Source organism: Salmonella sp. NW722, from assembly GCF_051702785.1.
In the GTDB taxonomy this organism is placed as follows: Bacteria; Pseudomonadota; Gammaproteobacteria; order Enterobacterales; family Enterobacteriaceae; genus Salmonella; species Salmonella enterica.
In genome coordinates, this window is sequence record NZ_JAMMIN010000003.1 from 125,644 (window position 1) to 150,059 (window position 24,416).

A 24,416-nucleotide genomic window follows, 5' to 3' on the forward strand; every position below is an offset into this window, starting at 1 on the left:
ACACGTAGTACGTGAGGATTGTGAGCACTGCCCAGGACCAAAATGGCAAATAAAATAGCCTTATGGGCCTGGCATTTAGTTGCCGCGCACATTTTTGCGCTTTATTCACAACATCTTCTGGTTAACGTTCTGCCAGAAAAAACTAATTCTTGCGCTGTTCCAGACGGCGTAAGGCGCGTTCACGACGGCTCTCCTCACGGCTTCTGTCCAACATAATCTCTTCGATAAACGCCAGATGGCGGTGTGACGCTTCACGCGCTTCTTCTGGTTCTCCGGCCATAATGGCTTCAAATATACGGGTGCGATGCGTACTCACCAGCGGCAGCATCTCCCGACGCGCATACAGCAATTCGAAGTTCTGCCGCACGTTTTGCGCCAGCATCGGCTCCATACACCTTAGCAGATGAAGCAATACCACGTTGTGCGCCGCTTCGGTGACGGCGATTTGATACTGGAGCACGGCTTCGGACTCGGCATCCAGATCGCCGGACTCTTGCGCCAGCTCAATAGCGTGGTGCAGCTCGCGAATACGGTCTTTATCTTCGTCGGTGCTGCGCAGCGCCGCGTAATAAGCCGCAATGCCTTCCAGCGCATGGCGCGTTTCGAGCAGGTCAAACTGGGATTCAGGGTGATCGGAGAGCAGTTCCACCAGCGGGTCGCTAAAGCTCTGCCACAGGCTGCTCTGCACGAAGGTTCCGCCGCCCTGGCGACGAAGCAACAATCCCTTCGCTTCGAGACGTTGAATCGCCTCGCGCAAGGAGGGACGGGAGACGTCGAACTGTTTTGCCAGTTCACGTTCCGGTGGGAGTTTTTCTCCGGGACGCAATGTTCCCTCAAGGATTAAAAACTCCAGCTGCTGCTCGATCACATCGGAGAGTTTTGGTTGGCGGATTTTGCTGTAGGCCATGATTTCCTGTCTTAAGCCATTTGCCCGGAGTCAATTGGTCTTACCAATTTCATGTCTGTGACGCTAAAGTAACAAAGTATTCACCTTCTGTCCATACAGGTTTTGATTGAAATCAGTAAAGGAGGCACATTTTAACAATTTTACAGAAATCATGTTTCAAAACTGTAACTGTGCACAAATGTTAAATTTACCCACCAGGAGGTAGATTTAACGTATTTGAAACGATAAAAAATCTCATCTGAACCGATTCAACAGTAGATTAAATGCATTTTTATGCATAAATAATGAATAAAAACAAATTAACATCTGTAAGGGAAAATAAAAGGAGGTATTTACAAGTGCTTTCTTTTTACGCAACTCGTCATCACCCCTGCACAAAGCAGGTGCATTCGCGGCCACATACCATTATTCTGATCAAGACGAAAGAGTTGAAGTGACATTTTAAAAAACGAGCTTGTAAATAAATCAATACAAAAAGCGGAATTGCAAACTTACACACGCACTACTGCATCGTTCAAAATAAGCGCGTTATGAATAAACCGCGCCCGATACACGAGGTTTTATAATGGACAGTCAGCAGCACGGCGAGCAGCTCAAGCGCGGCCTGAAAAACCGCCATATTCAGCTTATCGCATTGGGCGGCGCGATAGGGACAGGCTTGTTCCTGGGAAGCGCCTCCGTTATTCAGTCGGCGGGGCCAGGAATTATCTTGGGCTATGCGATTGCAGGCTTTATTGCCTTTCTGATTATGCGCCAGCTGGGAGAGATGGTGGTTGAAGAACCGGTCGCCGGCTCTTTTAGCCACTTCGCCTATAAATACTGGGGCGGCTTTGCCGGATTCGCTTCCGGCTGGAACTACTGGGTGCTGTACGTATTAGTTGCCATGGCGGAACTGACCGCAGTGGGTAAATATATCCAGTTCTGGTATCCGGAGATCCCCACCTGGGCTTCTGCGGCAGCCTTCTTTGTGATTATCAACGCCATCAACCTGACCAACGTTAAAGTGTTCGGTGAGATGGAGTTTTGGTTCGCCATTATTAAAGTGATCGCCGTCATCGCTATGATTCTGTTCGGCGCGTGGTTACTCTTCAGCGATACCGCTGGTCCGCAGGCCACCGTGCGCAACCTGTGGGAACAGGGCGGCTTTCTGCCGCATGGCTGGACCGGGCTGGTGATGATGATGGCCATTATTATGTTTTCGTTCGGCGGACTGGAGCTGGTAGGGATCACCGCCGCTGAAGCCGATAACCCGGAACAGAGCATCCCCAAAGCCACTAATCAGGTTATCTATCGCATCCTGATTTTTTATATCGGCTCGCTGGCGGTTCTGCTTTCGCTGCTGCCATGGACTCGCGTCACTGCCGATACCAGCCCGTTTGTCCTTATCTTCCATGAGCTGGGCGATACGTTTGTCGCCAATGCGCTGAATATCGTGGTTCTCACCGCCGCGCTATCGGTTTATAACAGCTGCGTTTACTGCAACAGCCGTATGCTGTTCGGTCTGGCCCAGCAGGGAAATGCGCCGAAAGCGCTGCTGAACGTCGACAAACGCGGCGTGCCGGTGAGCTCCATTTTGGTTTCCGCTGTCGTGACTGCGTTGTGCGTGCTGCTCAACTACCTGGCCCCAGAGTCCGCATTCGGACTGCTGATGGCGCTGGTGGTCTCCGCGCTGGTCATTAACTGGGCGATGATTAGCCTTGCCCATATGATGTTCCGTCGCGCGAAACAGCAGCAGGGCGTGAAAACTCGCTTCCCGGCCCTGTTTTATCCGTTCGGCAACGTTCTCTGCCTGCTGTTTATGGCGGCGGTATTGATCATTATGCTGATGACGCCAGGTATGGCGATCTCCGTGTGGCTGATTCCGGTATGGCTGCTCATCCTGGGCGTCGGCTACCTGTGTAAAGAAAAAACGGCAAAAACGGTGAAAGCCCACTGATCGTGGCGTTACTTTTCCGCCCTCCTCGTCCGGGGAGGGTGTTATCTGCCTCACAGTTTCCCACGTATAACCATTTTATCCATATCAGCGGCGTGATCCTGCTACGCAAAAAAAAGCTCGCAGGCGAATAATTACCGCCATCATCTGATGGGGAGAAGTCTCAATGGATAAGGGCAGACTTTCGGTAAGAGAGAAAATCGGGTATGGCATGGGCGACGCCGGATGTAACATTATTTTTGGCGCTATCATGCTGTTTGTTAATTATTTTTATACGGATATTTTTGGTCTTGCCCCGGCGTTAGTCGGTGTTTTACTCCTTTCAGTACGCGTTATCGATGCCGTTACCGATCCGGTGATGGGCGCGCTTGCCGATCGTACCCAAAGTAAATATGGTCGTTTCCGCCCCTGGCTACTGTGGATTGCATTTCCCTACGCGCTGTTCAGCGTTCTGATGTTCACGACGCCGGACTGGGGCTATAACAGCAAAGTTGTCTATGCTTTCGTCACCTATTTTCTGCTTTCCGTGACCTACACCGCCATCAATATTCCCTATTGCTCACTGGGCGGCGTGATCACCAACGATCCAAAAGAGCGCGTGGCCTGTCAGGCTTATCGCTTCGTGTTAGTCGGCATCGCGACGCTGTTGCTATCGTTAACGCTATTGCCGATGGTGGACTGGTTTGGCGGCGGCGACAAAGCCAAAGGCTATCAGTTGGCGATGACCGTGCTGGCGATTATCGGCATGGGTATGTTTCTGTTCTGCTTTGCCAGCGTCCGCGAACGCGTTCGCCCTGCCGTTCCGACGCACGATGATATGAAGAATGATTTCAAAGACGTGTGGAAAAACGATCAATGGGTACGCATTCTGCTATTGACCTTATGTAACGTCTGCCCGGGGTTTATCCGTATGGCGGCGACCATGTATTACGTCACCTGGGTGATGGGACAAAGCACCCATTTCGCTACGCTTTTTATTAGTCTTGGCGTGGTCGGTATGATGATCGGCAGTATGCTGGCAAAAGTCTTAACCGATCGCTGGTGTAAATTGAAGGTATTTTTCTGGACCAATATCGCGCTGGCGATTTTCTCCTGCGCGTTCTATTTCTTTGATCCGAAAGCTACCGTAATGATAGTGGCGCTCTACTTCCTGCTCAATATTCTGCATCAGATCCCTTCCCCGTTGCACTGGTCGCTGATGGCGGACGTCGATGATTACGGCGAATGGAAAACCGGCAAACGCATTACCGGTATTAGCTTCTCCGGTAATCTGTTCTTCCTGAAACTAGGTCTGGCGATTGCCGGGGCGATGGTCGGCTTTTTGCTCTCCTGGTATGGTTATGACGCCAGCGCCAAAGCGCAAAGCGCCTCGGCGATGAACGGTATTATGCTGTTGTTTACCGTTATCCCCGGCGTTGGCTACCTGATTACCGCAGGCGTGGTACGTCTGCTGAAAGTTGACCGTGAACTGATGAAAAAAATCCAGGACGATTTGGAAAAACGTCGCACTAATTACCGCGAATTGAGTGAGTTGCAGGAGCTCAAAGCCGCTGAAAGCGTAAGGAAAGCCTGATGGCAAACTGGCCAAACCCGTTTATTGAACAACGTGCCGATCCGTTTATTTTACGCGACGGCAGCGATTACTACTTTATTGCCTCCGTACCGGAATATGACAGGCTGGAAATCCGCCGGGCTAATTCGCTGGAAGGGTTGCGCGCCGCCGACCCCGTTGTCGTCTGGCGCAAACCGGAAAGCGGCCCGATGAGCCAGCTCATCTGGGCACCGGAAATGCACCGCATCAACGGCAAGTGGTACATCTATTTTGCCGCTACCCATACTCAAGCGCTTGATAAGCTGGGAATGTTCCAGCACCGCATGTTTGCCCTGGAGTGCGCCGATGCCAACCCACTCACCGGCAAGTGGACGGAGAAAGGTCAGATTAAAACGCCGTTTGATACCTTCGCCCTCGATGCCACCACTTTTTATCATCAGGGAAAGCAGTGGTATCTGTGGGCGCAAAAAGCGCCGGATATAGCCAGTAACTCAAATATTTATCTGGCTGAACTGGAAAACCCGTGGACTCTTAAAGGCGAGCCGGTAAGGCTCAGTAAGCCAGAGTACGACTGGGAGTGTCGGGGTTTTTGGGTTAACGAAGGTCCGGCCGTCGTGGTGCATGGCGACAAGCTGTTTATCAGCTATTCGGCCAGCGCCACCGATGAAAACTACTGTATGGGGTTACTGTGGATTAACGTAAACGACGATCCGCTCACCCCGCAGAACTGGCATAAATCACCGCGCCCGGTCTTTACCACCAGCTATGAGAATCGCCAGTATGGGCCGGGACACAACAGCTTTACGCAAACGCCGGAAGGTGAAGATGTACTGGTGTACCACGCGAGAAATTACACCGAAATTGAAGGCGATCCGTTGTACGATCCCAACCGCCATACGCGTCTGAAACGGGTGCGCTGGGACGAAAACGGGATGCCTGATTTTGGCGTGCCGCCAGCCGATACGATCTAAGCCGTTGCACTGCCCGGTGGCGCTAACGCTTACCGGGCCTACAGATTTTTCCATTGTAGGCCGCATAAGCGTTAGCGCCATCGGCACAACGCTACACTAATGCCCCATAAATGGTGAGCAACGCAATAATCACCACCACCACAAACGAGGCCTTCTTCGCCATCGACACCGCCGCTTTGGGGGTTTCTACTTTGTCAGTATGCGGTTCGCGCGCCAGTGAGAACTGCGCCAGACGTGTGAGCACCTGATACTGCGAAGTATGCAGATCCGCCAGCGAGGCAAACCAGGCCGGCAACGCTTTCTCGCCATGCCCCAGTAATGCATACACTACGCCCGCCAGACGTACCGGAATCCAGTCCAGCACATGAAGAATAGCGTCAATGCCGGATTGCAAACGTTGGTGCGGCGTCTGATAGCGCGCCAGCCAGGTCTGCCAGGCCCGTAAAAACGCATAGCCCACCAGCGTTACCGGCCCCCATGGACCGCCAACGATAAACCAAAATAGCGGTGCGAGGTAAAAACGGAAATTTATCCATAACAACGCATTTTGCAGCTCACGCAAAAATTCACGCTCATTACAATCCGGCGGCACGCCGTGAATCAGCGTAAGCTCGCTGGCCATCGCCTCGCAAGGATGCGGATCGTTGCGGGACGCCGCTTTCAGCCAGGCGTGATAATGTACTCGCGCTTTGCCCGCGCCGATACACAGCACGCCCAGGAGAATCCACACCACCAGCGTCGGCACGTTAAATAGCAGCCCTTTTAACGCCTGGAGCAGTAGAAAAGTCACCACCATCGCGATCGCCGTCATTCCCATCGTGCGCAACATCGAAAAATGCGTAATCCGACGGAATAGCGCCTCCAGCCGATGATCGAGCTGCCAGTGCTCGCCCAGCTTAAACAGGCGCTCGACAATCAGCACCAGTAATGTCGTAAACAGCGTCATGTCATCTCCTTGTGCGACGAGAGGGCTACCAAAGCGCGAAAGCGCGGCCAGTCAAAGGCAGGGCCAGGGTCCGTTTTGCGGTCAGGCGCAATGTTGCAGTGTCCGGTCATATTGTCGGCGATCGCCGGATAGCAAGCGATAAGCGTGCGCGTCACGGCGGCTAGCTGCTGATACTGCGCATCGGTATAAGCCAGCGTATCCGTCCCCTCCAGCTCAATACCAATGGAGAAATCATTACAACGTTCCCGCCCCTGATAGTTTGACACGCCCGCATGCCACGCACGCTTATCAAAAGGCACATACTGGACGATTTCACCGTCGCGACGAATCAGACAATGGGCCGAAACACGAAGATGAGCGATTTCTGCAAAAAAAGGATGGGCGTCTGGATCTATCGTTCCGGTGAATAATGCATCGATCCACGGACCGCCAAACTCGCCGGGGGGCAGGCTAATGTTATGCACCACCAGCAAGGACGGTTTTTCGTCATCCGGACGGCAATCATAATGCGGAGAAGGGACGCGTCGCGCCTCTACCAACCAACCCTTATCTGGCAACATGCAGAGTCTCCTTTTGAGTGGTGCTTATAGCTGCTTCAGAGTAGCATGTTTCTACCTTATGATTCGTTAGCAATTTGGAGTTTTATCATGCCGCCTCGCCGTTATAACCCAGACGACCGACGTGACGCGCTACTGGAACGCATTAATCTCGATATCCCTGCCGCCGTTGCTCAGGCGCTGCGTGAAGATTTAGGTGGAGAAGTCGATGCTGGCAACGATATCACCGCGCAACTTTTGCCAGCAGATACGCAAGCCCATGCCACGGTGATCACTCGTGAAGACGGCGTTTTCTGCGGCAAGCGCTGGGTTGAAGAGGTCTTCATCCAACTGGCGGGCGATGATGTGCGCCTCACCTGGCATGTCGATGACGGCGACGCCATTCACGCCAACCAAACAGTGTTTGAACTGAACGGCCCGGCTCGCGTATTGCTGACCGGCGAGCGCACGGCGCTAAACTTTGTCCAGACCCTTTCCGGCGTCGCCAGTGAAGTACGCCGCTACGTTGGACTGCTGGCTGGCACCCAAACCCAGTTGCTCGACACGCGTAAAACGCTGCCTGGTCTGCGCACCGCGCTCAAATATGCGGTTTTATGCGGCGGCGGCGCCAATCATCGTCTGGGCCTCACTGACGCGTTCCTGATTAAAGAAAACCATATCATCGCCTCCGGTTCGGTTCGTCAGGCGGTGGAAAAAGCGTTCTGGCTACATCCGGACGTGCCGGTAGAAGTCGAGGTCGAAAATCTGGATGAACTGGACGATGCGCTGAAAGCAGGCGCGGATATTATCATGCTGGATAATTTCAACACCGACCAGATGCGCGAGGCGGTGAAACGCGTCAACGGCCAGGCGCGGCTGGAAGTATCCGGCAACGTCACCGCGGAAACCTTACGCGAATTTGCTGAAACCGGGGTGGATTTCATCTCCGTTGGCGCGCTGACCAAGCACGTACGCGCGCTCGATCTCTCCATGCGTTTTCGCTGATCCTCTCCACCCGATGGCGCTGCGCCGTCGGGTCTATAAATCACCTGTCCGTAGATCCGCGTCGTGATTCGGTAAAATATTCGTAGCGCCTCGCAATAACGTTGCCGTGTCATGTAACGCAGCGAAAATCTTCAGAATCCGCCTTCCCGTTTTATCTTTTGCCGCTCGCCCGCTCTTTCCTCGTTTGCCACAGTAGCGCCAGCTAACTCAAGGAGCGAACAATGGAAAAACAACGCGGTTTCACGCTTATCGAACTGATGGTCGTTATTGGCATCATCGCCATTTTAAGCGCCATTGGCATTCCGGCTTACCAGAACTATCTGCGTAAAGCGGCGCTGACGGATATGTTGCAAACGTTTGTCCCCTACCGTACTGCCGTCGAACTCTGCGCTCTGGAACATGGTGGGACGAGCACATGCGATGCGGGCGTCAACGGTATCCCCTCGCCCGTCATCACCCGTTATGTTTCGGGCATGAGCGTGGAAAAAGGCGTCATCACGCTTACCGGCCAGGAGAGTCTGAGCGGGCTTAGCGTCATCATGACGCCCGCCTGGGACAATGCTAACGGCATTACCGGCTGGACACGTAACTGCAATATTCAAAGCGACAGCGCGTTACAACAGGCTTGTGAAGATGTCTTCCGTTTTGACGCCAACTAAGGAGACAAGATGAAAGACGCTCAGCTCAACACCTTGTGTCAACGTCATCAGGCTGTACTGATCAATAGCGCCAGCAACAGTATCACTGTTGCGGTGGTCGACGCGCCCTCTCATGCGTTACTGGACGCTCTGCATTTCGCCACGCAAAAACAAATTGATATTGTGTGCTGGACTCGCCAGCAAATGGAAAATCATCGGCATAAGCAGGATCAGGCACCCTCGGCAAACGCCGCGAAAGGCGGAGAAACCGCGGCCCAGCTTCTCAATCAGACATTACGCTCGGCGATGGCGAAACGCGCCTCTGATATCCATCTCGAACCAGGCGCCAGCCGCTACCGGATAAGGCTCCGCATCGACGGTGTTCTTCATATTCTGCAGGACATCGCCAAAGAGACGGGGCTTGCGCTGACGGCCAGATTGAAAGTCCTGGGAAATTTGGACATCGCTGAACATCGGCTGCCGCAGGACGGGCAATTTACCGTTGACCTGTCGGGAGACAGCATCTCTTTTCGTATCGCCACGCTTCCCTGTAAAGAAGGCGAAAAAGTCGTCTTACGGTTGTTGCATCAGGTTGAACAAACGCTGGATCTGGACACGCTGGGCATGTACGGGGCACAACTTACCGCTTTTAGGCAAGCCCTACAGCAACCTCAGGGGCTGGTACTGGTGACTGGCCCCACCGGTAGCGGAAAAACGGTCACGCTATATAGCGCGCTACAAACCCGGAATACGCCGGGTATCAACCTCTGTAGCGTTGAGGATCCGATAGAAATTCCACTGGATGGGATTAACCAGACGCAGATCCATCCCCGCGCCGGGCTCACCTTTCAAAATGTGCTGCGCGCGCTTTTACGCCAGGACCCTGACATCATCATGGTAGGTGAAATTCGTGACGGCGACACCGCAGAAATCGCCATTAAGGCGGCACAAACGGGCCATCTGGTACTTTCAACGCTCCATACGAACTCCACCAGTGAAACCCTGATACGTTTGCAGCAAATGGGCGTAGCACGCTGGATGATCTCATCGGCGCTTACGCTGGTGGTAGCGCAACGCCTGGTAAGGAAGCTTTGCCCGCACTGCAAACAGCGTCTGAGCGATCCCGTGGTGCTATCGCCCAATCTTTGGCCCAACGCGCTACCGCGCTGGCAGGCAAGCGGCTGTCAGCATTGCTACCACGGCTTTTATGGCCGAACCGCGTTATTCGAAGTGTTAACCGTTACCCCGGCATTACGTCAGTTAATTGCGAGCGGCGCATCGGCGCAAGCACTGGAAGCCCACCTCCAACAGACCGGTACAGGGACGCTTTTTGAAAATGGCTGTCGCGCCGTTGAACAAGGCATGACGTCCTTTGAAGAGATACTGCGCGTTCTGGGAATGCCCCATGAGCGTTAAACAGCTCTGGCGCTGGCAAGGCGTTAACGATAAAGGTCAACTGGAACAAGACGTTGTATGGGCGGACAATCGTCTGGCGCTGATCATCACCCTGCAACATCAGCGCATTATGCCGCTTCGCATCAAGCGCATGGGCGTTAACGCCGCACTGTGGAAAGAAGAGCAAAGCGCTGAAATTATTCATCAGTTGGCCACGCTCATTCATGCCGGGCTGACGCTTTCTGAAGGGCTGGAACTCCTTGCGCAACAGCATCCACACCGACAATGGCAAGCGCTGTTGCGCACGCTGGCTCACGAGCTTGAACAGGGCGTCCCTTTTTCCAGCGCATTAGTCTCCTGGCCGCAGGTATTTCCGCCGCTCTACCAGACGATGATCCGCACCGGAGAACTGACCGGCAAACTGGCCGAATGCTGCTTTGAACTGGCCCGTCAGCAAAAAGCGCAACGGCAGATTACGGTTAGCGTGAAAAAGGCGCTGCGCTATCCCGCCATTATTCTGACAATGGCCGCCCTGGTCGTTTTCGCCATGCTGCACTTTGTTCTGCCGGAATTTGCCGCCATTTACCGTAGCTTCAATACCCCGCTCCCTCTTCTGACGCGCGGTATTATCGCGATAGCGCAATGGGGGGCGGCATGGGGTTGGCTCATCTTGTTCCTGACGATGCTCATTGCTATCGCTCACCGCAGGGTAAAACAAAAGCCGTCCTGGCAAGCGCAGCGGCAGCGTCTTCTGCTACGGCTTCCCGTTATGGGTCGCCTGATAAGAGGCCAGAAACTAGCGCAAATATTCACCGTACTGGCATTGACCCAAAGCGCAGGCATTCCTTTTCTTCAGGGACTGGAAAGCGCTATCGAGAGTCTCGGCTGCCCTTACTGGTCACAGCGTTTAACGCAGGTACATCAGGAGATCGCCGCAGGCAATCCGGTCTGGTTGGCGCTAAAAAATACCCAGGAATTTAGTCCGCTATGCCTGCAACTGGTCAGAACGGGCGAAGCGTCCGGTTCACTCGATATCATGCTGCATAACCTTGCCCGTCACCACAGTGAAACTACGCTGGCACTGGCCGATAATCTGGCGTCGCTGTTGGAACCGGCGTTATTGATCATCACCGGTTTAATTATCGGTACGCTGGTGGTGGCGATGTATTTGCCGATTTTTCATTTGGGAGACGCGATGAGCGGGATGGGATAAGGCTGGCGCACATTTACGCCAGCCAGAATATTAGAGGCTATTGAAAATGCGGTTTTCTTGTTCCTGCACCCGAATAAAGGTGGTGCGTTTGGTCAACTCTTTCAGGCGAGACGCGCCGACATAAGTGCAGGCTGAGCGTAGACCGCCCAGGATATCGCGGGCGGTATTGCCCACCGGCCCACGCAGCGGCAATTTAACCGTTTTACCTTCTGCCGCGCGGTATTTCGCAACGCCGCCGACATGACGGTTCATCGCAGATTCCGAACTCATGCCGTAGAACAGCATAAATTTCTCGCCGTTCTCTTCTACCACGCTGCCGCCGCTCTCTTCGTGCCCCGCCAGCATGCCGCCCAACATAACGAAATCCGCGCCGCCGCCAAAGGCTTTTGCTACGTCGCCTGGCATGGTGCAGCCGCCATCGCTGACGATCATGCCGCCCAGGCCATGCGCCGCGTCAGCGCATTCGATAACCGCCGACAGTTGCGGATAACCAACGCCGGTTTTTACACGCGTCGTGCATACGGAGCCAGGACCAATTCCCACTTTCACGATATCGGCGCCGGAGAGGATAAGCTCTTCGCACATCTCGCCCGTTACCACATTGCCTGCGCAGATTGTTTTTGTCGGCCATGCTTCACGTGCTTTCGCGACGAACTGCACAAAATGTTCTGAATAGCCATTGGCCACATCAATACAGACAAAGTTCAGCGCAGGATTCAGCGCCAGAATCTGCACGGTTTTTTCGAAATCAGCATCAGAGGTCCCGGTGGAAACCATCACATGCTTGAGAACATCAGCCGAAGCCGTGTTGATAAAAGCTGCCCACTCTTCAACGGTATAATGTTTATGTACAGCAGTCAGAATATCAAACCCGGCCAATGCTTGCGCCATTTCAAACGTCCCGACGGTATCCATATTGGCCGCAATAATCGGTACGCCAGACCAGGTCTGACCTGAGTGTTTAAAGGTGAATTGACGTTCCAGTTCGACATCGGAACGGCTTTTGAGGGTAGAACGTTTAGGACGGATAAGAACGTCTTTGAAACCTAACTTCAGATCTTCTTCAATACGCATGTGCGGATTCCTGGGGTTAATGGCGAAAAATCGAAACTCACAACTCCAGTGACGCTATCATACGCACTAATCATGGCCGTACAAGACTGCGAAATTCTCTTTTTTTACGTTACAATCCCATAAATTTACCTGGCGAATAGTAGGTTAATGCTCAGAGCGTATCGTCTTTGCATGCTTAAAATTTAACCTTTTGATTGTCAAACTAAAATTCCGGAAGCTGGAGATATGAGGTATACCGTAGCCTTAACCGGCGGTATTGGCAGCGGTAAAAGTACCGTCGCTGATGCCTTCGCTGACCTCGGAATAACCGTCATCGACGCGGATATTATCGCGCGCCAGATGGTTGAGCCAGGGCAGCCCGCCCTGAACGCAATAGCGGAACATTTTGGTTCTGAACTTATCGCCGCCGACGGCACGTTACGTCGCCGGGCGCTGCGTGAGCGTATTTTTTCGCATCCGGAAGAAAAAGCCTGGCTTAACGCTCTGCTTCATCCCTTAATTCAGCAGGAAACCCAACGACAGTTTCAACAGGCTACGTCGCCCTATGTGTTATGGGTTGTGCCTCTGCTGGTTGAAAACAGGCTGTATCAAAAAGCCAACCGCGTACTGGTGGTTGACGTGACGCCCGAAACGCAGCTCATACGCACAATGCAGCGTGATGATGTTACGCGCGAGCATGTTGAACACATTCTCGCTGCGCAGGCGACGCGTGAAGCGCGCCTTGCCGTGGCGGACGATGTTATTGATAATAACGGCGCACCGGATGCTATCGCATCAGATGTGGCCCGCCTGCACGCCAGTTATCTTAAGCTCGCGTCGCAGTTTGTCTCACAGGAAAAACCGTAATGCACACCCAGGTCCTATTTGAACACCCTCTCAATGAGAAGATGCGTACGTGGCTGCGCATAGAGTTTTTGATCCAACAGCTCTCCATCAACCTGCCAATTGCAGACCATGCTGGCGCACTGCATTTTTTCCGTAACATCAGCGATCTACTGGATGTGTTCGAACGGGGAGAAGTCCGTACCGAACTGCTGAAAGAACTGGAGCGCCAGCAGCGTAAATTACAGGCCTGGGTTGAGGTTCCCGGCGTCGATCAAGACCGTATTGAAGCCCTGCGCCAGCAGTTAAAATCCGCGGGCAGCGTGCTAATCTCCGCCCCGAGGATTGGCCAGCAGCTACGCGAAGATCGCTTGATTGCCCTTGTGCGTCAACGCTTAAGTATTCCTGGCGGCTGTTGCAGTTTCGATTTACCCACTCTGCATATCTGGTTACACCTACAACAGGCGCAGCGCGACGCCCAGATTGAAAGCTGGCTTGCCAGCCTGAATCCCCTCACCCAGGCGCTGACTTTGGTGCTTGATCTGATCCGTAATTCAGCGCCTTTCCGTAAGCAAACCAGCCTGAACGGTTTTTATCAGGATAACGGGGACGACGCCGATTTGCTGCGTCTTATGCTGACGCTCGATTCACAACTTTATCCGCAAATTTCCGGCCATAAGAGCCGTTTTGCCATTCGCTTTATGCCGCTGGATAGTGAAAATGGTCTGGTGCCGGAGCGTCTTGATTTTGAACTGGCCTGTTGCTAAGGAGTAAAAATGTCTGACGTGACCGTCGTAAACTGTCCGACCTGCGGTAAACCGGTCGTCTGGGGGGAAATTAGCCCCTTCCGCCCATTTTGTTCTAAACGCTGTCAGTTAATTGATTTGGGCGAATGGGCCGCCGAAGAGAAACGAATCGCCAGCAGCGGCGACCAGTCTGATAGCGACGACTGGAGCGAAGAGCGCTAACAGTGATGGCTCTGTTGAGACGGCAATATCGCCTTATGACAAAAATAATCAATAAATACGCGTAGTTTTGGTGCCATATGCGCGCGGCCGGGATAATACAAATAAAACCGGTCCGCCGCAGGCAGCCACTCGTCAAGTACGGAACACAACCGCCCATCCTGTAAGTCTTCGTGGACATCCTGTTCAAAAACATAGGTTAGCCCTGCCCCATCACGCGCGGCGGAGAGACGCAACGCTTTATCATTCACCATTAACGCGGCTTCCGGCGTAATTTCCAGCCGTTGCGCTCCGTGAACAAACTCCCACCGATATAGCCCGCTCTCACGCGTAAAACGATGGCAAAGGCAGCGGTGATTGATGAGTTCCTGAGGGTGCAGCGGCGTGCCAAAACGCGCAAGGTATGCAGGGGATGCTACGATCGCCGGGCGTAAAACATCACCGAGCGGAACGACATTCATATCAAGTTGTACCGCATCGCCAAAGCGAATACCGGCATCAAAGCGTTCGTTAATTAAATCCACAAAACCGTCATTCACATCGATATCCAGCCGAATATCGGGATAATCGCGCATGAAACCGGCGAGATTAGGTTGTAACAAAAGCGTAGCCGCCGTGCGCGGTACGGTCAGGCGTAATGTCCCTCCGGGTATATCGCGGCTCTGGCGGGCATGTTCCATCGCCTCATCAATATGGTTCAATGCGGGCCTGATACTGGCAAGAAAGGCATGTCCTGCTTCTGTCAAACCGACACGCCGGGTGGTTCGGTTCAACAATTTCACGCCAAGTTCATCCTCCAGTTGGCGCATATTCTGACTTAACGCCGACGTGGAAATATGTAACTGCGCCGCTGCCCGCGTGAAGCTATGGTTTTCAGCAATCATGCAAAAAGCATGCAATACGGACATCACATCATGACGCATTATTAAGCCAGCCTTCATAAACCATGCTTATTCCCCCTATTTTTCATCTTATACGCCAGGTATAGACTGCCTGCCATGCACAAAATATCCTCATGGAGGCAGTATGCAATATCGTACATTAGGCGCAAACGGACCGCGAGTGTCAGCCATCGGACTGGGATGTATGGGCATGAGCGCATTTTACGGCGCTCATGACGACAGCACCTCAATTAAGACGCTACATTATGCGTTAGATCAGGGGGTAACACTGCTCGATACCGCAGATATGTATGGCCCTTATACCAATGAAAGGTTAGTTGGAAGAGCCATCGCCGATCGTCGCGATCGGGTATTTTTAGCGACGAAATTTGGTATCGTTCTCGACCCTGCTAACCCTATGGCGCGTGGCGTCAATGGCAGACCGGAGTACGTTCGCCGTAGTTGTGAGCAAAGCCTGCAACGCCTGGGGGTCGATCATATCGATCTGTACTATCAACATCGCGTTGATCCATCAGTCCCCATAGAAGAGACTGTCGGTGCAATGGCGGACCTGGTGCGCGAGGGAAAAGTGCGTTATCTCGGGCTATCCGAAGCATCAACGCAAACGCTGGAACGCGCCCATAACGTTCACCCTATTACCGCGCTGCAAAGTGAGTATTCGCTTTGGTCCCGCGAAGCGGAAATTTCAGCACTTTCCACCTGTGAACGGTTGGGTATAGGATTCGTCGCTTACAGCCCGCTGGGACGCGGATTTCTGACCGGTACGATTAAAACGCCAGAAGATTTTGCTGCGAATGACTTCCGTCGCACAAATCCCAGGTTCATGGGTGAGAACTTCTCGCGCAATTTACGTCTGGCTGAAGCAATAAAACAAATGGCATGCGAAAAAGAGTGTACCCCCGCACAATTAGCGCTGGCCTGGCTGCTGGCCCGCAACAGGCACATCGTTCCCATTCCCGGCACCCGCCACTGCGCCAGGGTGGATGAAAACCTCGGCGCGTTATCACTGACCCTAAGCCCGCAGGAGCTGGCGGCAATTGAGGCGGTTTTTCCTCACGACGCCGCGGCCGGCCCCCGCTACTGGCCGGAAATTATGTCGACATTAAATCGCTAATAAGATCGATGGGGATCGTGTTGCGATCCCCCACTAAGGCGCAAGTTGGCGTAATTTACGAATAATCGGTTCATTGGCCGGCGGAAAATCGTCCGTATTCAACGCGTTTTGCGCGATCCACCGTCCCGGCTGCCCTTCTTTCCCCCACGGTTCGCCCTCCCAGCGTTCAACCAGCCAAAACCACAGCGTAATGTGCCTATCCGGGAATTGATATTCCAGAGTGTCGAATAATGTCACCTGTGTTGGCGTAATCCCCACCTCTTCCTGTAGCTCCCGGATCAACGCCTGCTCTGGTGTTTCGTCGGCTTCAATTTTTCCGCCCGGAAATTCCAGCTTGTTCGCCATATGCGCATCAGCGGCGCGTCGGGTAATAAAAATTTCGTCGTTCGGGTTGCGGATAATCCCAACCGCGATTTGCAGTTTTTTCATCTTGTTGCATCCATAAAAAAGGCGCAGTCGCCTGCGCCTTTTTATCTGTGTTCAATGCCAGACCGAATAAGCGTAGCGCCCTTCGGCAATAATGCCAGCACCGACCTGATGGCAACACATTATGTCTTATCAGGCCGGTAAGTTTATCGCATTAGCTCAGGCGACCGTGACACTGTTTGTATTTCTTACCGGAACCGCAAGGGCAAGGATCGTTACGTCCAATCTTACGTTCGCCGGTTTGGGCGGCCAGATCGGCAGCCACGGCGGTATCGTCATCCTGATGGCTTAGCTGCTGCATCTGCGCCAGGCGCTCCGCCTCTTCGCGACGCTGCATTTCCATCGCTTCGACCTCTTCCGGCATACGTACCTGGACTTTGCTCAGGGTACTGATCACTTCATATTTCAGCGATTCCAGCATCGCGGCGAACATAGCGAAGGATTCGCGCTTGTATTCCTGCTTCGGATCTTTTTGCGCATAGCCGCGCAGATGAATACCCTGACGCAGGTAATCCATCGCCGCCAGATGCTCTTTCCACAGGGAATCGAGCGTTTGCAGCATCACGCCTTTTTCGAAATGACGCATCATTTCAGCGCCAACCACCTCTTCTTTACGCTGATACACCTCGATGGACTTCGCCAGGATGCGCTCACGCAGCGTCTCCTCATGCAGCTCCGGCTCTTTATCCAGCCATTCGGCAATCGGCATCTCCAGGTCGAAGTCGTTTTTCAGGCGTTCCTGCAAACCCGGGATATCCCACATCTCTTCCAGCGACTGCGGCGGAATGTAGGCGTCGATAGTCGCCTTAAAGACATCTTCGCGAATGCTGTTAATGGTGTCGCTCACGTCAGACACATCCAGCAGTTCGTTACGCTGGGTATAAATTGCACGGCGCTGATCGTTCGCCACATCATCATATTCCAGCAGTTGCTTACGAATATCGAAGTTACGGCTTTCTACTTTACGCTGCGCGTTAGCGATAGCTTTCGTCACCCACGGGTGCTCAATCGCTTCGCCCGGCTTCATCCCCAGTTTACGCATCATACCGGAGACACGATCGGAGGCGAAAATACGCATCAGCGCATCTTCCATCGACAGGTAGAAACGGGAAGAACCCGGATCGCCCTGGCGACCGGAACGGCCACGCAGCTGGTTGTCGATACGGCGGGATTCATGGCGCTCGGTGCCAATGATATGCAGACCACCGGCAGCCAGAACCGCGTCATGGCGTACCTGCCAGTCCGCTTTAATCTGCGCAATCTGTTCTTCCGTCGGCGCTTCCAGCGCGGCGACTTCCGCCTGCCAGCTACCGCCCAGCATAATATCGGTACCACGACCCGCCATGTTAGTAGCGATAGTGACCGCCGCTGGATAACCAGCCTGCGCAACGATGCCTGCTTCGTTGGCGTGGAATTTTGCGTTCAGTACGTTATGTTTGATGCCCGCTTTGGTCAGCTCTCTGGAGACCACTTCAGATTTCTCGATAGAAATCGTCCCGACCAGCACTGGCTGACCGTTCGCGGTACGCTCTTTAATATCTTCGATAATGGCCTGGATTTTTTCCGCTTCGGTCATGTAGACCAGATCCGGCAAATCTTTACGGATCATCGGACGGTTGGTCGGAACAACGACGGTGTCCAGCTTATAGATAGAACTAAATTCGAAGGCTTCAGTATCCGCCGTACCGGTCATACCGGCCAGCTTTTCATACAGACGGAAGTAGTTCTGGAAGGTAATAGACGCCAGCGTCTGGTTTTCATTCTGAATTTCAACGCCTTCTTTCGCTTCTACCGCCTGGTGCAGACCGTCAGACCAGCGACGCCCCTGCATGGTACGACCGGTATGTTCATCAACAATGATGACTTCGCCGTCTTTCACAATGTAATCCACGTCACGGGTAAACAGCGCGTGCGCGCGCAGCGCGGCGGTGACGTGATGCATCAACATAATATTGCCAGGCGAGTAGAGCGACTCGCCTTCATCCATAATGCCTTCTTGCACCAGTAGCTCTTCAATCAGCACCAGACCGCGTTCGGTCAGGTTAACCTGGCGCGCTTTCTCATCAACGGAGAAGTGGCCTTCGCCCTGGAAAGTGTCAGAATCTTCTTTCTCCTGACGAATCAGGTGCGGAATGATTTTGTTCACTTTTTTGTACATTTCCGAGCTATCTTCCGCCGGGCCGGAAATAATCAGCGGCGTACGCGCTTCATCGATCAGGATGGAGTCAACCTCATCCACCAGCGCATAATGCAGTTTACGCTGCACGCGCTCTTCCGGGCTGAACGCCATGTTGTCGCGCAGGTAGTCAAAACCGTATTCGTTGTTAGTGCCGTAAGTGATGTCGGCAGCGTAAGCTTCACGTTTGGCTGGCGCAGGCATACCAGGCAGGTTGATACCAACGGACATACCGAGGAATTCGAATAGCGGGCGGTTGTTTTCGGCGTCACGCTGCGCCAGATAGTCGTTCACGGTTACCACATGAACGCCTTTGCCGGACAGCGCGTTCAGGTAGGCTGGCAGCGTTGCGGTCAGCGTTTTACCTTCACCAGTACGCATTTCGGCGATACAGCGATCGTTGAGCACCATACCACCCAATAGCTGAACGTCGAAGTGACGCATCCCAAAGACGCGTTTACTGGCTTCACGCACCACCGCGAACGCTTCCGGAATCAGGCTCTCTACGCTTTCGCCTTTTTCAATACGGGCGCGAAATTCGTTGGTTTTCGCTTTCAGTTCGTCATCGGAGAGTTTTTCCATCTCCGGTTCCATCGCATTAATAAGGCTGACGGCCTTACGCATACGACGCAGCGTACGATCGTTACGGCTACCGAATACTTTGGTTAATAATTTGATTAGCATAATAAAGTCTCAAATGCCCCGCGCCGCGGAGCTACAAATAAAGTAAAAGGGTCTTTTTTCGTTAGCTGAGACGTTGCGGACCGGCGCGGATACCCTGCGCCTGACTTATCCAGGCCGGGATGCTAAATGCGGTTTGTGGCGCAAAATACGCCAGGGAGAGGCGGCGAACAATCGCCGGCGGCGTGCCCTCCTGCGTGAGCATCGCGCTGAGCGTATTCAGTAAGGCGATATGATGCGCCTGTAATGGCGACGGCGCGTCGGCAACGGGCAGCGTTTGCGGCGCCATTGCAAAAGAAAGGTGGCGAATCACCGTGCGAATAGCGTGCTGATGCCAGTAATCTACGGTGAAATTGGGACGACGGTTAGAGGCTTCTAACAGCGCAAGATGGCTAAAGTTAACTTTAGACGCGGTGCTGGCGGTCGTCCTTGCAGGCGTATTGGTTTCAGCGGCGTTACTGAGCGCGGGCAAACCAAAACTCGCCGCGACCATCCCTAATAAGAGATGCGGCCAGAAGTATCGTCTGCCTAACTGTCGCCAGCGCGTCAGTATTCCACTCACGTCATTGCCACCTGATATGCCCTTCATGGGCTTACGGAATCAAAACAATTTGCGCACAAATCTTATCATTAAAGCGTACGCGCTACAGCAGTAATGACGAGAAGCTAAGGTGAAAATCGGCTAAGAAAACAGCGAACGCGCCGTGTTTCCATTTAACCCTGTCAAAATGGCTGTATTAAGGAAAGCGCAGATAAAGGATAGTAAAAAAAACGACTGGCTCGCCTGGCCGGAGAGAGTGCCAGGTTAACCAGTCGAATTTTATACGACAGCGTATGTCGTTATGCCAGTACCGTCGAAGGCGCTTTGAAAGCCAACGGCAGTTCTGCGTCGTCCTGGAAGGTCACAAATTCCCAGGCTTCCTGTTTTGCCAGGACTGCCTGTAACAATTTGTTATTCAATGCGTGACCGGATTTATACGCGGTAAACGCACCAATAATATTGTGACCACACATGAACAAGTCACCGATCGCGTCGAGCATTTTGTGACGAACGAATTCATCTTCAAAACGCAGGCCGTCTTCGTTCAATACGCGATAATCGTCAACAACGATGGCACAATCGAAGCTGCCGCCCAGGCACAGGCCGCGGGACTGCAGATATTCGATATCACGCATAAAACCGAAGGTACGCGCACGGCTGATCTGGCGCATGAACGCATCCGCAGAGAAGTTCATCGCGTAGCGCTGGCTGCTGGAATCGATCGCCGGATGGTTAAAGTCGATGGTGAAATCCAACGTAAAACCATTGTACGGTCTGAATTCAGCCCATTTATCGCCATCTTCAACCCGAACAGTCTCTTTGATGCGTACGAATTTTTTGGCGCAGTTCAGTTCATCAATACCGGCATCAAGCAGCAGGTAGACAAACGGAGCGGCACTGCCATCCATGATCGGGATTTCCGGGGCATTAACCTCAATAACGATGTTATCGATACCTAAGCCCGCCAGAGCAGCGTTCAGGTGCTCAACGGTTGAAATCCGTACATCATGCTCATTCACCAGACACGTACAGAGCATGGTATCACGCACAGATTTGGCATCGGCCGGGAAATCTACCGGTGGATTCAAGTCGGTGCGACGATAGATGACCCCGGTATTGGCCGGCGCAGGGCGTAATGTCAGGGTGACTTTTTTGCCGGTGTGTAAACCGACGCCAGTCGCCTGAACGATACGTTTAAGTGTCCTTTGTTTGATCATCGTATAATCTCGCCAAATTACCTATCCAACCGAAGTGTACTATACATTCGGCGGGCCAGTTTAGCACAAAGAGCCCAGAATCCCAAATTCCAGCTAATTCTTAATCAGCTTGCTTACGCAGGAATGCGGGGATATCCAGATAATCCGGCTCTTTCGCCGCCTGTGGTGTATTGTCGTTAACCACTTTCGCGACCGTTTTTTGCTCCTGCGTCAGCGGCGCCATACCGTGCTGCTGATAACGATCCAACACCGGCTGCTGCACCTGTTTATTGGTGACCAGAGTGATTTCAGGACGCTTGTCCATACCAATTCCAGTGGCAACAACGGTCACGCGCAGTTCGTCGTTCATATCCGGGTCCAGAGAAGTACCGATAACCACGGTGGCGTTATCCGACGCAAACGCGCGAATGGTGTTACCGACGGTTTCAAACTCGTCCAGACGCAGGTCGAAGCCCGCCGTAATGTTGACCAACACGCCGCGCGCGCCGGACAGGTCGATATCTTCCAGCAGCGGAGAAGAAATAGCCATTTCAGCCGCTTCTTCCGCACGATCTTCACCGCTCGCCACGCCGGAGCCCATCATTGCGTAGCCCATTTCAGACATCACGGTACGCACGTCAGCAAAGTCGACGTTCATCAGACCCGGGCGGGTGATCAGCTCTGCGATGCCCTGAACCGCGCCTTTCAGCACGTCGTTAGCCGCGCCGAACGCGTCGAGCAGGGAGATACCACGGCCCAGCACTTTCAGCAGCTTGTCGTTCGGGATGGTGATCAACGAGTCCACATGCTTGGACAGCTCAGTGATACCCTGCTCCGCAAATGCCATGCGCTTTTTACCTTCAAAATTGAAAGGTTTAGTCACCACGGCAACGGTCAGAATACCTAAATCTTTTGCCACTTCAGCAACCACTGGCGCCGCGCCGGTTCCGGTACCGCCGCCCATGCCTGCCGCGATAAATACCATGTCTGCGCCTTCAAGCGCCGCACGCAGCGCTTCACGGTCTTCGTCCGCCGCGTTACGACCGACTTCCGGGTTAGCACCAGCGCCCAGACCTTTGGTAATGCCGCTACCAATTTGAATGGTCTGGCCAACCGCCGTTTTACGCAACGCCTGAGCATCGGTATTCACCGCGAAGAATTCAACACCTTCGATGCGCTCGCGCACCATGTGTTCAACAGCGTTACCGCCGCCACCACCGACGCCGATGACTTTAATCACCGCGTCGTTGGTTAGTTCCATAGGTTCAAACATAATCTCTCTCCGTCATGTGCCTGTCGCCTGAGGCCGTAATATCTGGCGGCCTCATAAAAATTAAAACTCTTTTCGCAGCCAGCTATTAAGTCGCTTGATCCACGAGCCAACTGATGCCGTAACACGTTTTTCCACTTCTGCTTCACCGTTTAAGTGGGACTCTTTCCCGTAGTGAAGCAATCCCACCGCCGTTGAGTAATACGGCTCCTGGGCATAATCCGTCAGACCGGTGATATTCAGCGGCGCGCCGATACGCACCTGCGTATGAAACACGCGCTGAGCGCAAGCAGCAAGCCCTTCGATTTGCGCCGCGCCGCCGGTTAACACAATCCCCGCCGCCAGGTGATGTTTTACCCCTTGTTGGCGAAGCTGTTCCTGTAATTGCAATATCTCTTCGTTGACCAGATTGAGCAGCTCGGTGTAACGCGGCTCAATCACTTCCGCCAGCGTCTGACGTTGCAGGCTGCGCGGCGGACGCCCGCCTACGCTCGGTACTTCAACGCTTTCGTCTTTACCGACAATGGAACCCAGCGCGCAACCGTGGCGAACTTTAATGGCTTCAGCATCGCTCGGCGGCGTACCAAAGGCATAAGCGATATCGCTGGTCACCACGTTCCCTGCGTAAGGGATCACTTTGGTATGACGCAGCGCGCCGCCAGTATAAACGGCGATATCCATTGTACCACCGCCGATATCCACGACACAGACGCCCAGTTCACGTTCATCTTCCGTTAACACGGAATAACTGGCCGCCAGTCCGGCAAATATCAGTTGGTCAACTTTCAGACCACAACGTTCAACAGCTTTGACAATGTTTTTTGCCATATCGTTGTGGCAGGTAATCAAATGTACTTTCGCCTGCATACGCACGCCGGAAAGACCGACCGGATTTTTAATGCCTTCCTGGTAGTCAATGGCGTACTCCTGAGGAATCACATGCAGCACGCGATGTTCATCGCGCACGCGCACTGACTTCGCAGTATGCACGACGTTTTCCACATCTTCTTGCGTCACTTCCTCTTCGGAAATGGGCACCATACCAATTTCATTCTGACAGCTAATATGTTTGCCGGAAAGCGCCAGATATACCGAGGAGATCTGGCAATCGGCCATCAATTCCGCCTGGTCAATGGCGCGCTGAACGCATTTCACCACTGACTCAAGGTCATTCACCCCGCCTTTATCCATACCCCGCGATGGGCAACTGCCCACGCCAATGATATTGACCATACCGTCGGGCAGAACTTCCCCTACTAAAGCGGCAACCTTCGCGGTGCCAATCTCCAGTCCTACTACCAGTTTTCTGTCCGTCGCCTTGATCATTGTTGTTCTGCCTGTGCCTGATTCTGTTGCTGATTAGATTCCTCAGGGGGGAGCGGCGCCCAGCCAACTGCCGCACCTGAGTCATAACGCAAATCAACGTAGCTAATCCGTTTGCCATCGGTTTGCGCCTGCTGCTGTAAAACCGGATAGAGTTCTACAAAGCGAGCCAACCTTTTCATCGTATCGCCCCTGCCGAGATTGAGCTTAATGCCGTTATTAAGCGTCAATTGCCAGGAGCGACGTGCGGTCATCGCCGCTTCCTTTAGAGTGAATTTATCCTTAGCCAGCACCTGCCCCATCTCGCGGTATCCCTGCAACACTTCACTCGCGCTGCCTTCCGGGCCATACAACATGGGTAAAACCTGTTTGCCGATGCGGTCTGACGGCACACTGAAGGTGTTCCCTTCAGCATCGACCATATGTTGATCATTCCAACGCGCAATCGGCACATATTCAACCAGATGAATCTTCAATTCATCAGGCCACTGTTTTCTGACGCTGGCCTGTTTAATCCACGGCAAACGCTCAATCTGGCTCTGGATAATGTTCACATCCTGCGTCATGAAGGTTCCCGGCGCGCCCAGAGCCAGTATCGCCTGACGGATATCATCGTTACGCGTGTAGTGACGCTCGCCGGTTAATACCAGCTTTGATAACGGTAAACGCTGCGCATCTTCCATCCACCCTAACACGACCCACCCGCTAACAAACACGGTGCACAGTACCGTCAGCAGGAATAAAATTCCTGCAAGACGCGTTCCATTATTGCGGCGTGAAGAAGGCGCCTCTTCATCACTGTTTCGCGTGTTCAGCGCAGCCTGCGACAT

Annotated in this window: 23 protein-coding genes; 11 read left to right on the plus strand and 12 right to left on the minus strand. The window is 53.3% G+C overall.

Annotated elements, in window-relative coordinates:
• Positions 1 to 142: 142 nt before the first annotated feature.
• Entirely contained in the window at positions 143 to 907 is a 765-nt protein-coding gene (gene pdhR, locus NA330_RS08340) for a pyruvate dehydrogenase complex transcriptional repressor PdhR (protein ID WP_023241686.1), read from the minus strand.
• Between the two features lie 562 nt (positions 908 to 1,469).
• Between pdhR and aroP the strand changes: the two genes are divergently transcribed.
• From aroP to NA330_RS08355, 3 genes are all read left to right on the plus strand, one after another.
• Complete coding sequence (gene aroP / locus NA330_RS08345) at positions 1,470 to 2,843, plus strand: aromatic amino acid transporter AroP (protein WP_000969487.1); 1,374 nt, start codon at positions 1,470 to 1,472, stop codon at positions 2,841 to 2,843.
• 163 nt (positions 2,844 to 3,006) lie between these two features.
• Positions 3,007 to 4,413 (plus strand): glycoside-pentoside-hexuronide (GPH):cation symporter, encoded by a 1,407-nt coding sequence (locus NA330_RS08350; protein WP_000357539.1) that lies wholly within the window; start codon positions 3,007 to 3,009, stop codon positions 4,411 to 4,413.
• Positions 4,413 to 5,363, plus strand: a complete 951-nt coding sequence (locus NA330_RS08355) for a glycoside hydrolase family 43 protein (RefSeq protein ID WP_023241685.1) — start codon at positions 4,413 to 4,415, stop codon at positions 5,361 to 5,363. Before NA330_RS08350 ends, NA330_RS08355 begins: the two co-directional genes overlap by 1 nt.
• A 91-nt stretch (positions 5,364 to 5,454) precedes the next feature.
• Here NA330_RS08355 and ampE read toward each other — a convergent pair whose 3' ends face one another.
• Both ampE and ampD read right to left on the minus strand, forming a co-directional pair.
• Positions 5,455 to 6,309, minus strand: a complete 855-nt coding sequence (ampE, locus tag NA330_RS08360) for a beta-lactamase regulator AmpE (RefSeq protein ID WP_000172035.1) — start codon at positions 6,307 to 6,309, stop codon at positions 5,455 to 5,457.
• Complete coding sequence (ampD, locus tag NA330_RS08365) at positions 6,306 to 6,869, minus strand: 1,6-anhydro-N-acetylmuramyl-L-alanine amidase AmpD (RefSeq protein ID WP_000936326.1); 564 nt, start codon at positions 6,867 to 6,869, stop codon at positions 6,306 to 6,308. Before ampD ends, ampE begins: the two co-directional genes overlap by 4 nt.
• An 87-nt stretch (positions 6,870 to 6,956) precedes the next feature.
• On the opposite strand from ampD, the gene nadC reads away from it, so the two are divergent.
• From nadC to hofC, 4 genes are all read left to right on the plus strand, one after another.
• Positions 6,957 to 7,850 (plus strand): carboxylating nicotinate-nucleotide diphosphorylase, encoded by an 894-nt coding sequence (gene nadC / locus NA330_RS08370; protein ID WP_001135136.1) that lies wholly within the window; start codon positions 6,957 to 6,959, stop codon positions 7,848 to 7,850.
• Positions 7,851 to 8,071: 221 nt separating this feature from the next.
• On the plus strand, positions 8,072 to 8,509 hold the full coding sequence (gene ppdD, locus NA330_RS08375; RefSeq protein ID WP_000414989.1) for a prepilin peptidase-dependent pilin: 438 nt from the start codon (positions 8,072 to 8,074) through the stop codon (positions 8,507 to 8,509).
• Positions 8,510 to 8,518: 9 nt separating this feature from the next.
• Entirely contained in the window at positions 8,519 to 9,904 is a 1,386-nt protein-coding gene (gene gspE, locus NA330_RS08380; protein WP_023241684.1) for a type II secretion system protein GspE, read from the plus strand.
• Positions 9,894 to 11,096, plus strand: a complete 1,203-nt coding sequence (gene hofC / locus NA330_RS08385; protein WP_023241683.1) for a protein transport protein HofC — start codon at positions 9,894 to 9,896, stop codon at positions 11,094 to 11,096. The genes gspE and hofC overlap by 11 nt, the downstream gene beginning before the upstream one ends.
• A 30-nt stretch (positions 11,097 to 11,126) precedes the next feature.
• Here hofC and NA330_RS08390 read toward each other — a convergent pair whose 3' ends face one another.
• Positions 11,127 to 12,170 (minus strand): GMP reductase, encoded by a 1,044-nt coding sequence (locus NA330_RS08390; RefSeq protein WP_001217365.1) that lies wholly within the window; start codon positions 12,168 to 12,170, stop codon positions 11,127 to 11,129.
• A gap of 225 nt (positions 12,171 to 12,395) precedes the next feature.
• Between NA330_RS08390 and coaE the strand changes: the two genes are divergently transcribed.
• Genes coaE through yacG form a run of 3 tightly spaced genes read left to right on the plus strand, consistent with a single transcriptional unit; the run spans position 12,396 to position 13,960 of the window.
• Positions 12,396 to 13,016: a dephospho-CoA kinase gene (gene coaE, locus NA330_RS08395; protein ID WP_001270913.1), complete on the plus strand. Its 621-nt coding sequence runs from the start codon at positions 12,396 to 12,398 to the stop codon at positions 13,014 to 13,016.
• Positions 13,016 to 13,759: a cell division protein ZapD gene (zapD, locus tag NA330_RS08400; RefSeq protein ID WP_000557441.1), complete on the plus strand. Its 744-nt coding sequence runs from the start codon at positions 13,016 to 13,018 to the stop codon at positions 13,757 to 13,759. Before coaE ends, zapD begins: the two co-directional genes overlap by 1 nt.
• Positions 13,760 to 13,768: 9 nt before the next feature.
• Positions 13,769 to 13,960 carry a DNA gyrase inhibitor YacG gene (gene yacG, locus NA330_RS08405; RefSeq protein ID WP_001286419.1) on the plus strand — a complete coding sequence of 64 codons (192 nt, stop codon included), beginning with the start codon at positions 13,769 to 13,771 and terminating at the stop codon, positions 13,958 to 13,960.
• Here yacG and NA330_RS08410 read toward each other — a convergent pair.
• On the minus strand, positions 13,957 to 14,898 hold the full coding sequence (locus NA330_RS08410) for a LysR family transcriptional regulator (RefSeq protein WP_023196622.1): 942 nt from the start codon (positions 14,896 to 14,898) through the stop codon (positions 13,957 to 13,959). The two genes, yacG and NA330_RS08410, sit on opposite strands and share 4 nt — an antisense overlap.
• An 85-nt stretch (positions 14,899 to 14,983) precedes the next feature.
• Between NA330_RS08410 and NA330_RS08415 the strand changes: the two genes are divergently transcribed.
• Entirely contained in the window at positions 14,984 to 15,973 is a 990-nt protein-coding gene (locus NA330_RS08415; RefSeq protein ID WP_023241682.1) for an aldo/keto reductase, read from the plus strand.
• A gap of 33 nt (positions 15,974 to 16,006) precedes the next feature.
• On the opposite strand, the gene mutT is transcribed toward NA330_RS08415, so the two are convergent.
• The 7 genes from mutT to ftsQ all read right to left on the minus strand — a co-directional run bounded on the left by mutT (position 16,007) and on the right by ftsQ (position 24,416).
• The gene (mutT, locus tag NA330_RS08420) at positions 16,007 to 16,402 is read right to left on the minus strand and encodes an 8-oxo-dGTP diphosphatase MutT (protein WP_020898382.1); all 396 of its coding nucleotides are present in this window, start codon (positions 16,400 to 16,402) and stop codon (positions 16,007 to 16,009) included.
• 151 nt (positions 16,403 to 16,553) lie between these two features.
• On the minus strand, positions 16,554 to 19,259 hold the full coding sequence (secA, locus tag NA330_RS08425; RefSeq protein ID WP_023241681.1) for a preprotein translocase subunit SecA: 2,706 nt from the start codon (positions 19,257 to 19,259) through the stop codon (positions 16,554 to 16,556).
• A gap of 61 nt (positions 19,260 to 19,320) precedes the next feature.
• Positions 19,321 to 19,818, minus strand: coding sequence for a secA translation cis-regulator SecM (gene secM / locus NA330_RS08430; protein ID WP_000014336.1), 498 nt, complete (start codon positions 19,816 to 19,818; stop codon positions 19,321 to 19,323).
• Positions 19,819 to 20,096: 278 nt separating this feature from the next.
• Positions 20,097 to 21,014 carry a UDP-3-O-acyl-N-acetylglucosamine deacetylase gene (gene lpxC / locus NA330_RS08435; RefSeq protein ID WP_000595487.1) on the minus strand — a complete coding sequence of 306 codons (918 nt, stop codon included), beginning with the start codon at positions 21,012 to 21,014 and terminating at the stop codon, positions 20,097 to 20,099.
• A gap of 100 nt (positions 21,015 to 21,114) precedes the next feature.
• Positions 21,115 to 22,266 (minus strand): cell division protein FtsZ, encoded by a 1,152-nt coding sequence (gene ftsZ, locus NA330_RS08440; RefSeq protein WP_000462785.1) that lies wholly within the window; start codon positions 22,264 to 22,266, stop codon positions 21,115 to 21,117.
• A 60-nt stretch (positions 22,267 to 22,326) separates the two neighbouring features.
• Positions 22,327 to 23,589 (minus strand): cell division protein FtsA, encoded by a 1,263-nt coding sequence (gene ftsA / locus NA330_RS08445; RefSeq protein WP_000588463.1) that lies wholly within the window; start codon positions 23,587 to 23,589, stop codon positions 22,327 to 22,329.
• Positions 23,586 to 24,416, minus strand: a complete 831-nt coding sequence (gene ftsQ / locus NA330_RS08450) for a cell division protein FtsQ (RefSeq protein WP_000075721.1) — start codon at positions 24,414 to 24,416, stop codon at positions 23,586 to 23,588. Before ftsQ ends, ftsA begins: the two co-directional genes overlap by 4 nt.

Coding starts and splice junctions, on each gene's coding strand:
- coaE (WP_001270913.1), top strand. CDS start 12,396: ATGAGGTATACCGTAGCCTTAACCGGCGGTATTGGCAGCGGTAAAAGT.
- NA330_RS08355 (WP_023241685.1), top strand. CDS start 4,413: ATGGCAAACTGGCCAAACCCGTTTATTGAACAACGTGCCGATCCGTTT.
- NA330_RS08410 (WP_023196622.1), bottom strand. CDS start 14,898: ATGAAGGCTGGCTTAATAATGCGTCATGATGTGATGTCCGTATTGCAT.
- NA330_RS08350 (WP_000357539.1), top strand. CDS start 3,007: ATGGATAAGGGCAGACTTTCGGTAAGAGAGAAAATCGGGTATGGCATG.
- pdhR (WP_023241686.1), bottom strand. CDS start 907: ATGGCCTACAGCAAAATCCGCCAACCAAAACTCTCCGATGTGATCGAG.
- mutT (WP_020898382.1), bottom strand. CDS start 16,402: ATGAAAAAACTGCAAATCGCGGTTGGGATTATCCGCAACCCGAACGAC.
- nadC (WP_001135136.1), top strand. CDS start 6,957: ATGCCGCCTCGCCGTTATAACCCAGACGACCGACGTGACGCGCTACTG.
- lpxC (WP_000595487.1), bottom strand. CDS start 21,014: ATGATCAAACAAAGGACACTTAAACGTATCGTTCAGGCGACTGGCGTC.
- ppdD (WP_000414989.1), top strand. CDS start 8,072: ATGGAAAAACAACGCGGTTTCACGCTTATCGAACTGATGGTCGTTATT.
- ampE (WP_000172035.1), bottom strand. CDS start 6,309: ATGACGCTGTTTACGACATTACTGGTGCTGATTGTCGAGCGCCTGTTT.
- gspE (WP_023241684.1), top strand. CDS start 8,519: ATGAAAGACGCTCAGCTCAACACCTTGTGTCAACGTCATCAGGCTGTA.
- zapD (WP_000557441.1), top strand. CDS start 13,016: ATGCACACCCAGGTCCTATTTGAACACCCTCTCAATGAGAAGATGCGT.
- NA330_RS08390 (WP_001217365.1), bottom strand. CDS start 12,170: ATGCGTATTGAAGAAGATCTGAAGTTAGGTTTCAAAGACGTTCTTATC.
- hofC (WP_023241683.1), top strand. CDS start 9,894: ATGAGCGTTAAACAGCTCTGGCGCTGGCAAGGCGTTAACGATAAAGGT.
- secA (WP_023241681.1), bottom strand. CDS start 19,259: ATGCTAATCAAATTATTAACCAAAGTATTCGGTAGCCGTAACGATCGT.
- ftsZ (WP_000462785.1), bottom strand. CDS start 22,266: ATGTTTGAACCTATGGAACTAACCAACGACGCGGTGATTAAAGTCATC.
- NA330_RS08415 (WP_023241682.1), top strand. CDS start 14,984: ATGCAATATCGTACATTAGGCGCAAACGGACCGCGAGTGTCAGCCATC.
- yacG (WP_001286419.1), top strand. CDS start 13,769: ATGTCTGACGTGACCGTCGTAAACTGTCCGACCTGCGGTAAACCGGTC.
- ftsA (WP_000588463.1), bottom strand. CDS start 23,589: ATGATCAAGGCGACGGACAGAAAACTGGTAGTAGGACTGGAGATTGGC.
- ftsQ (WP_000075721.1), bottom strand. CDS start 24,416: ATGTCGCAGGCTGCGCTGAACACGCGAAACAGTGATGAAGAGGCGCCT.
- ampD (WP_000936326.1), bottom strand. CDS start 6,869: ATGTTGCCAGATAAGGGTTGGTTGGTAGAGGCGCGACGCGTCCCTTCT.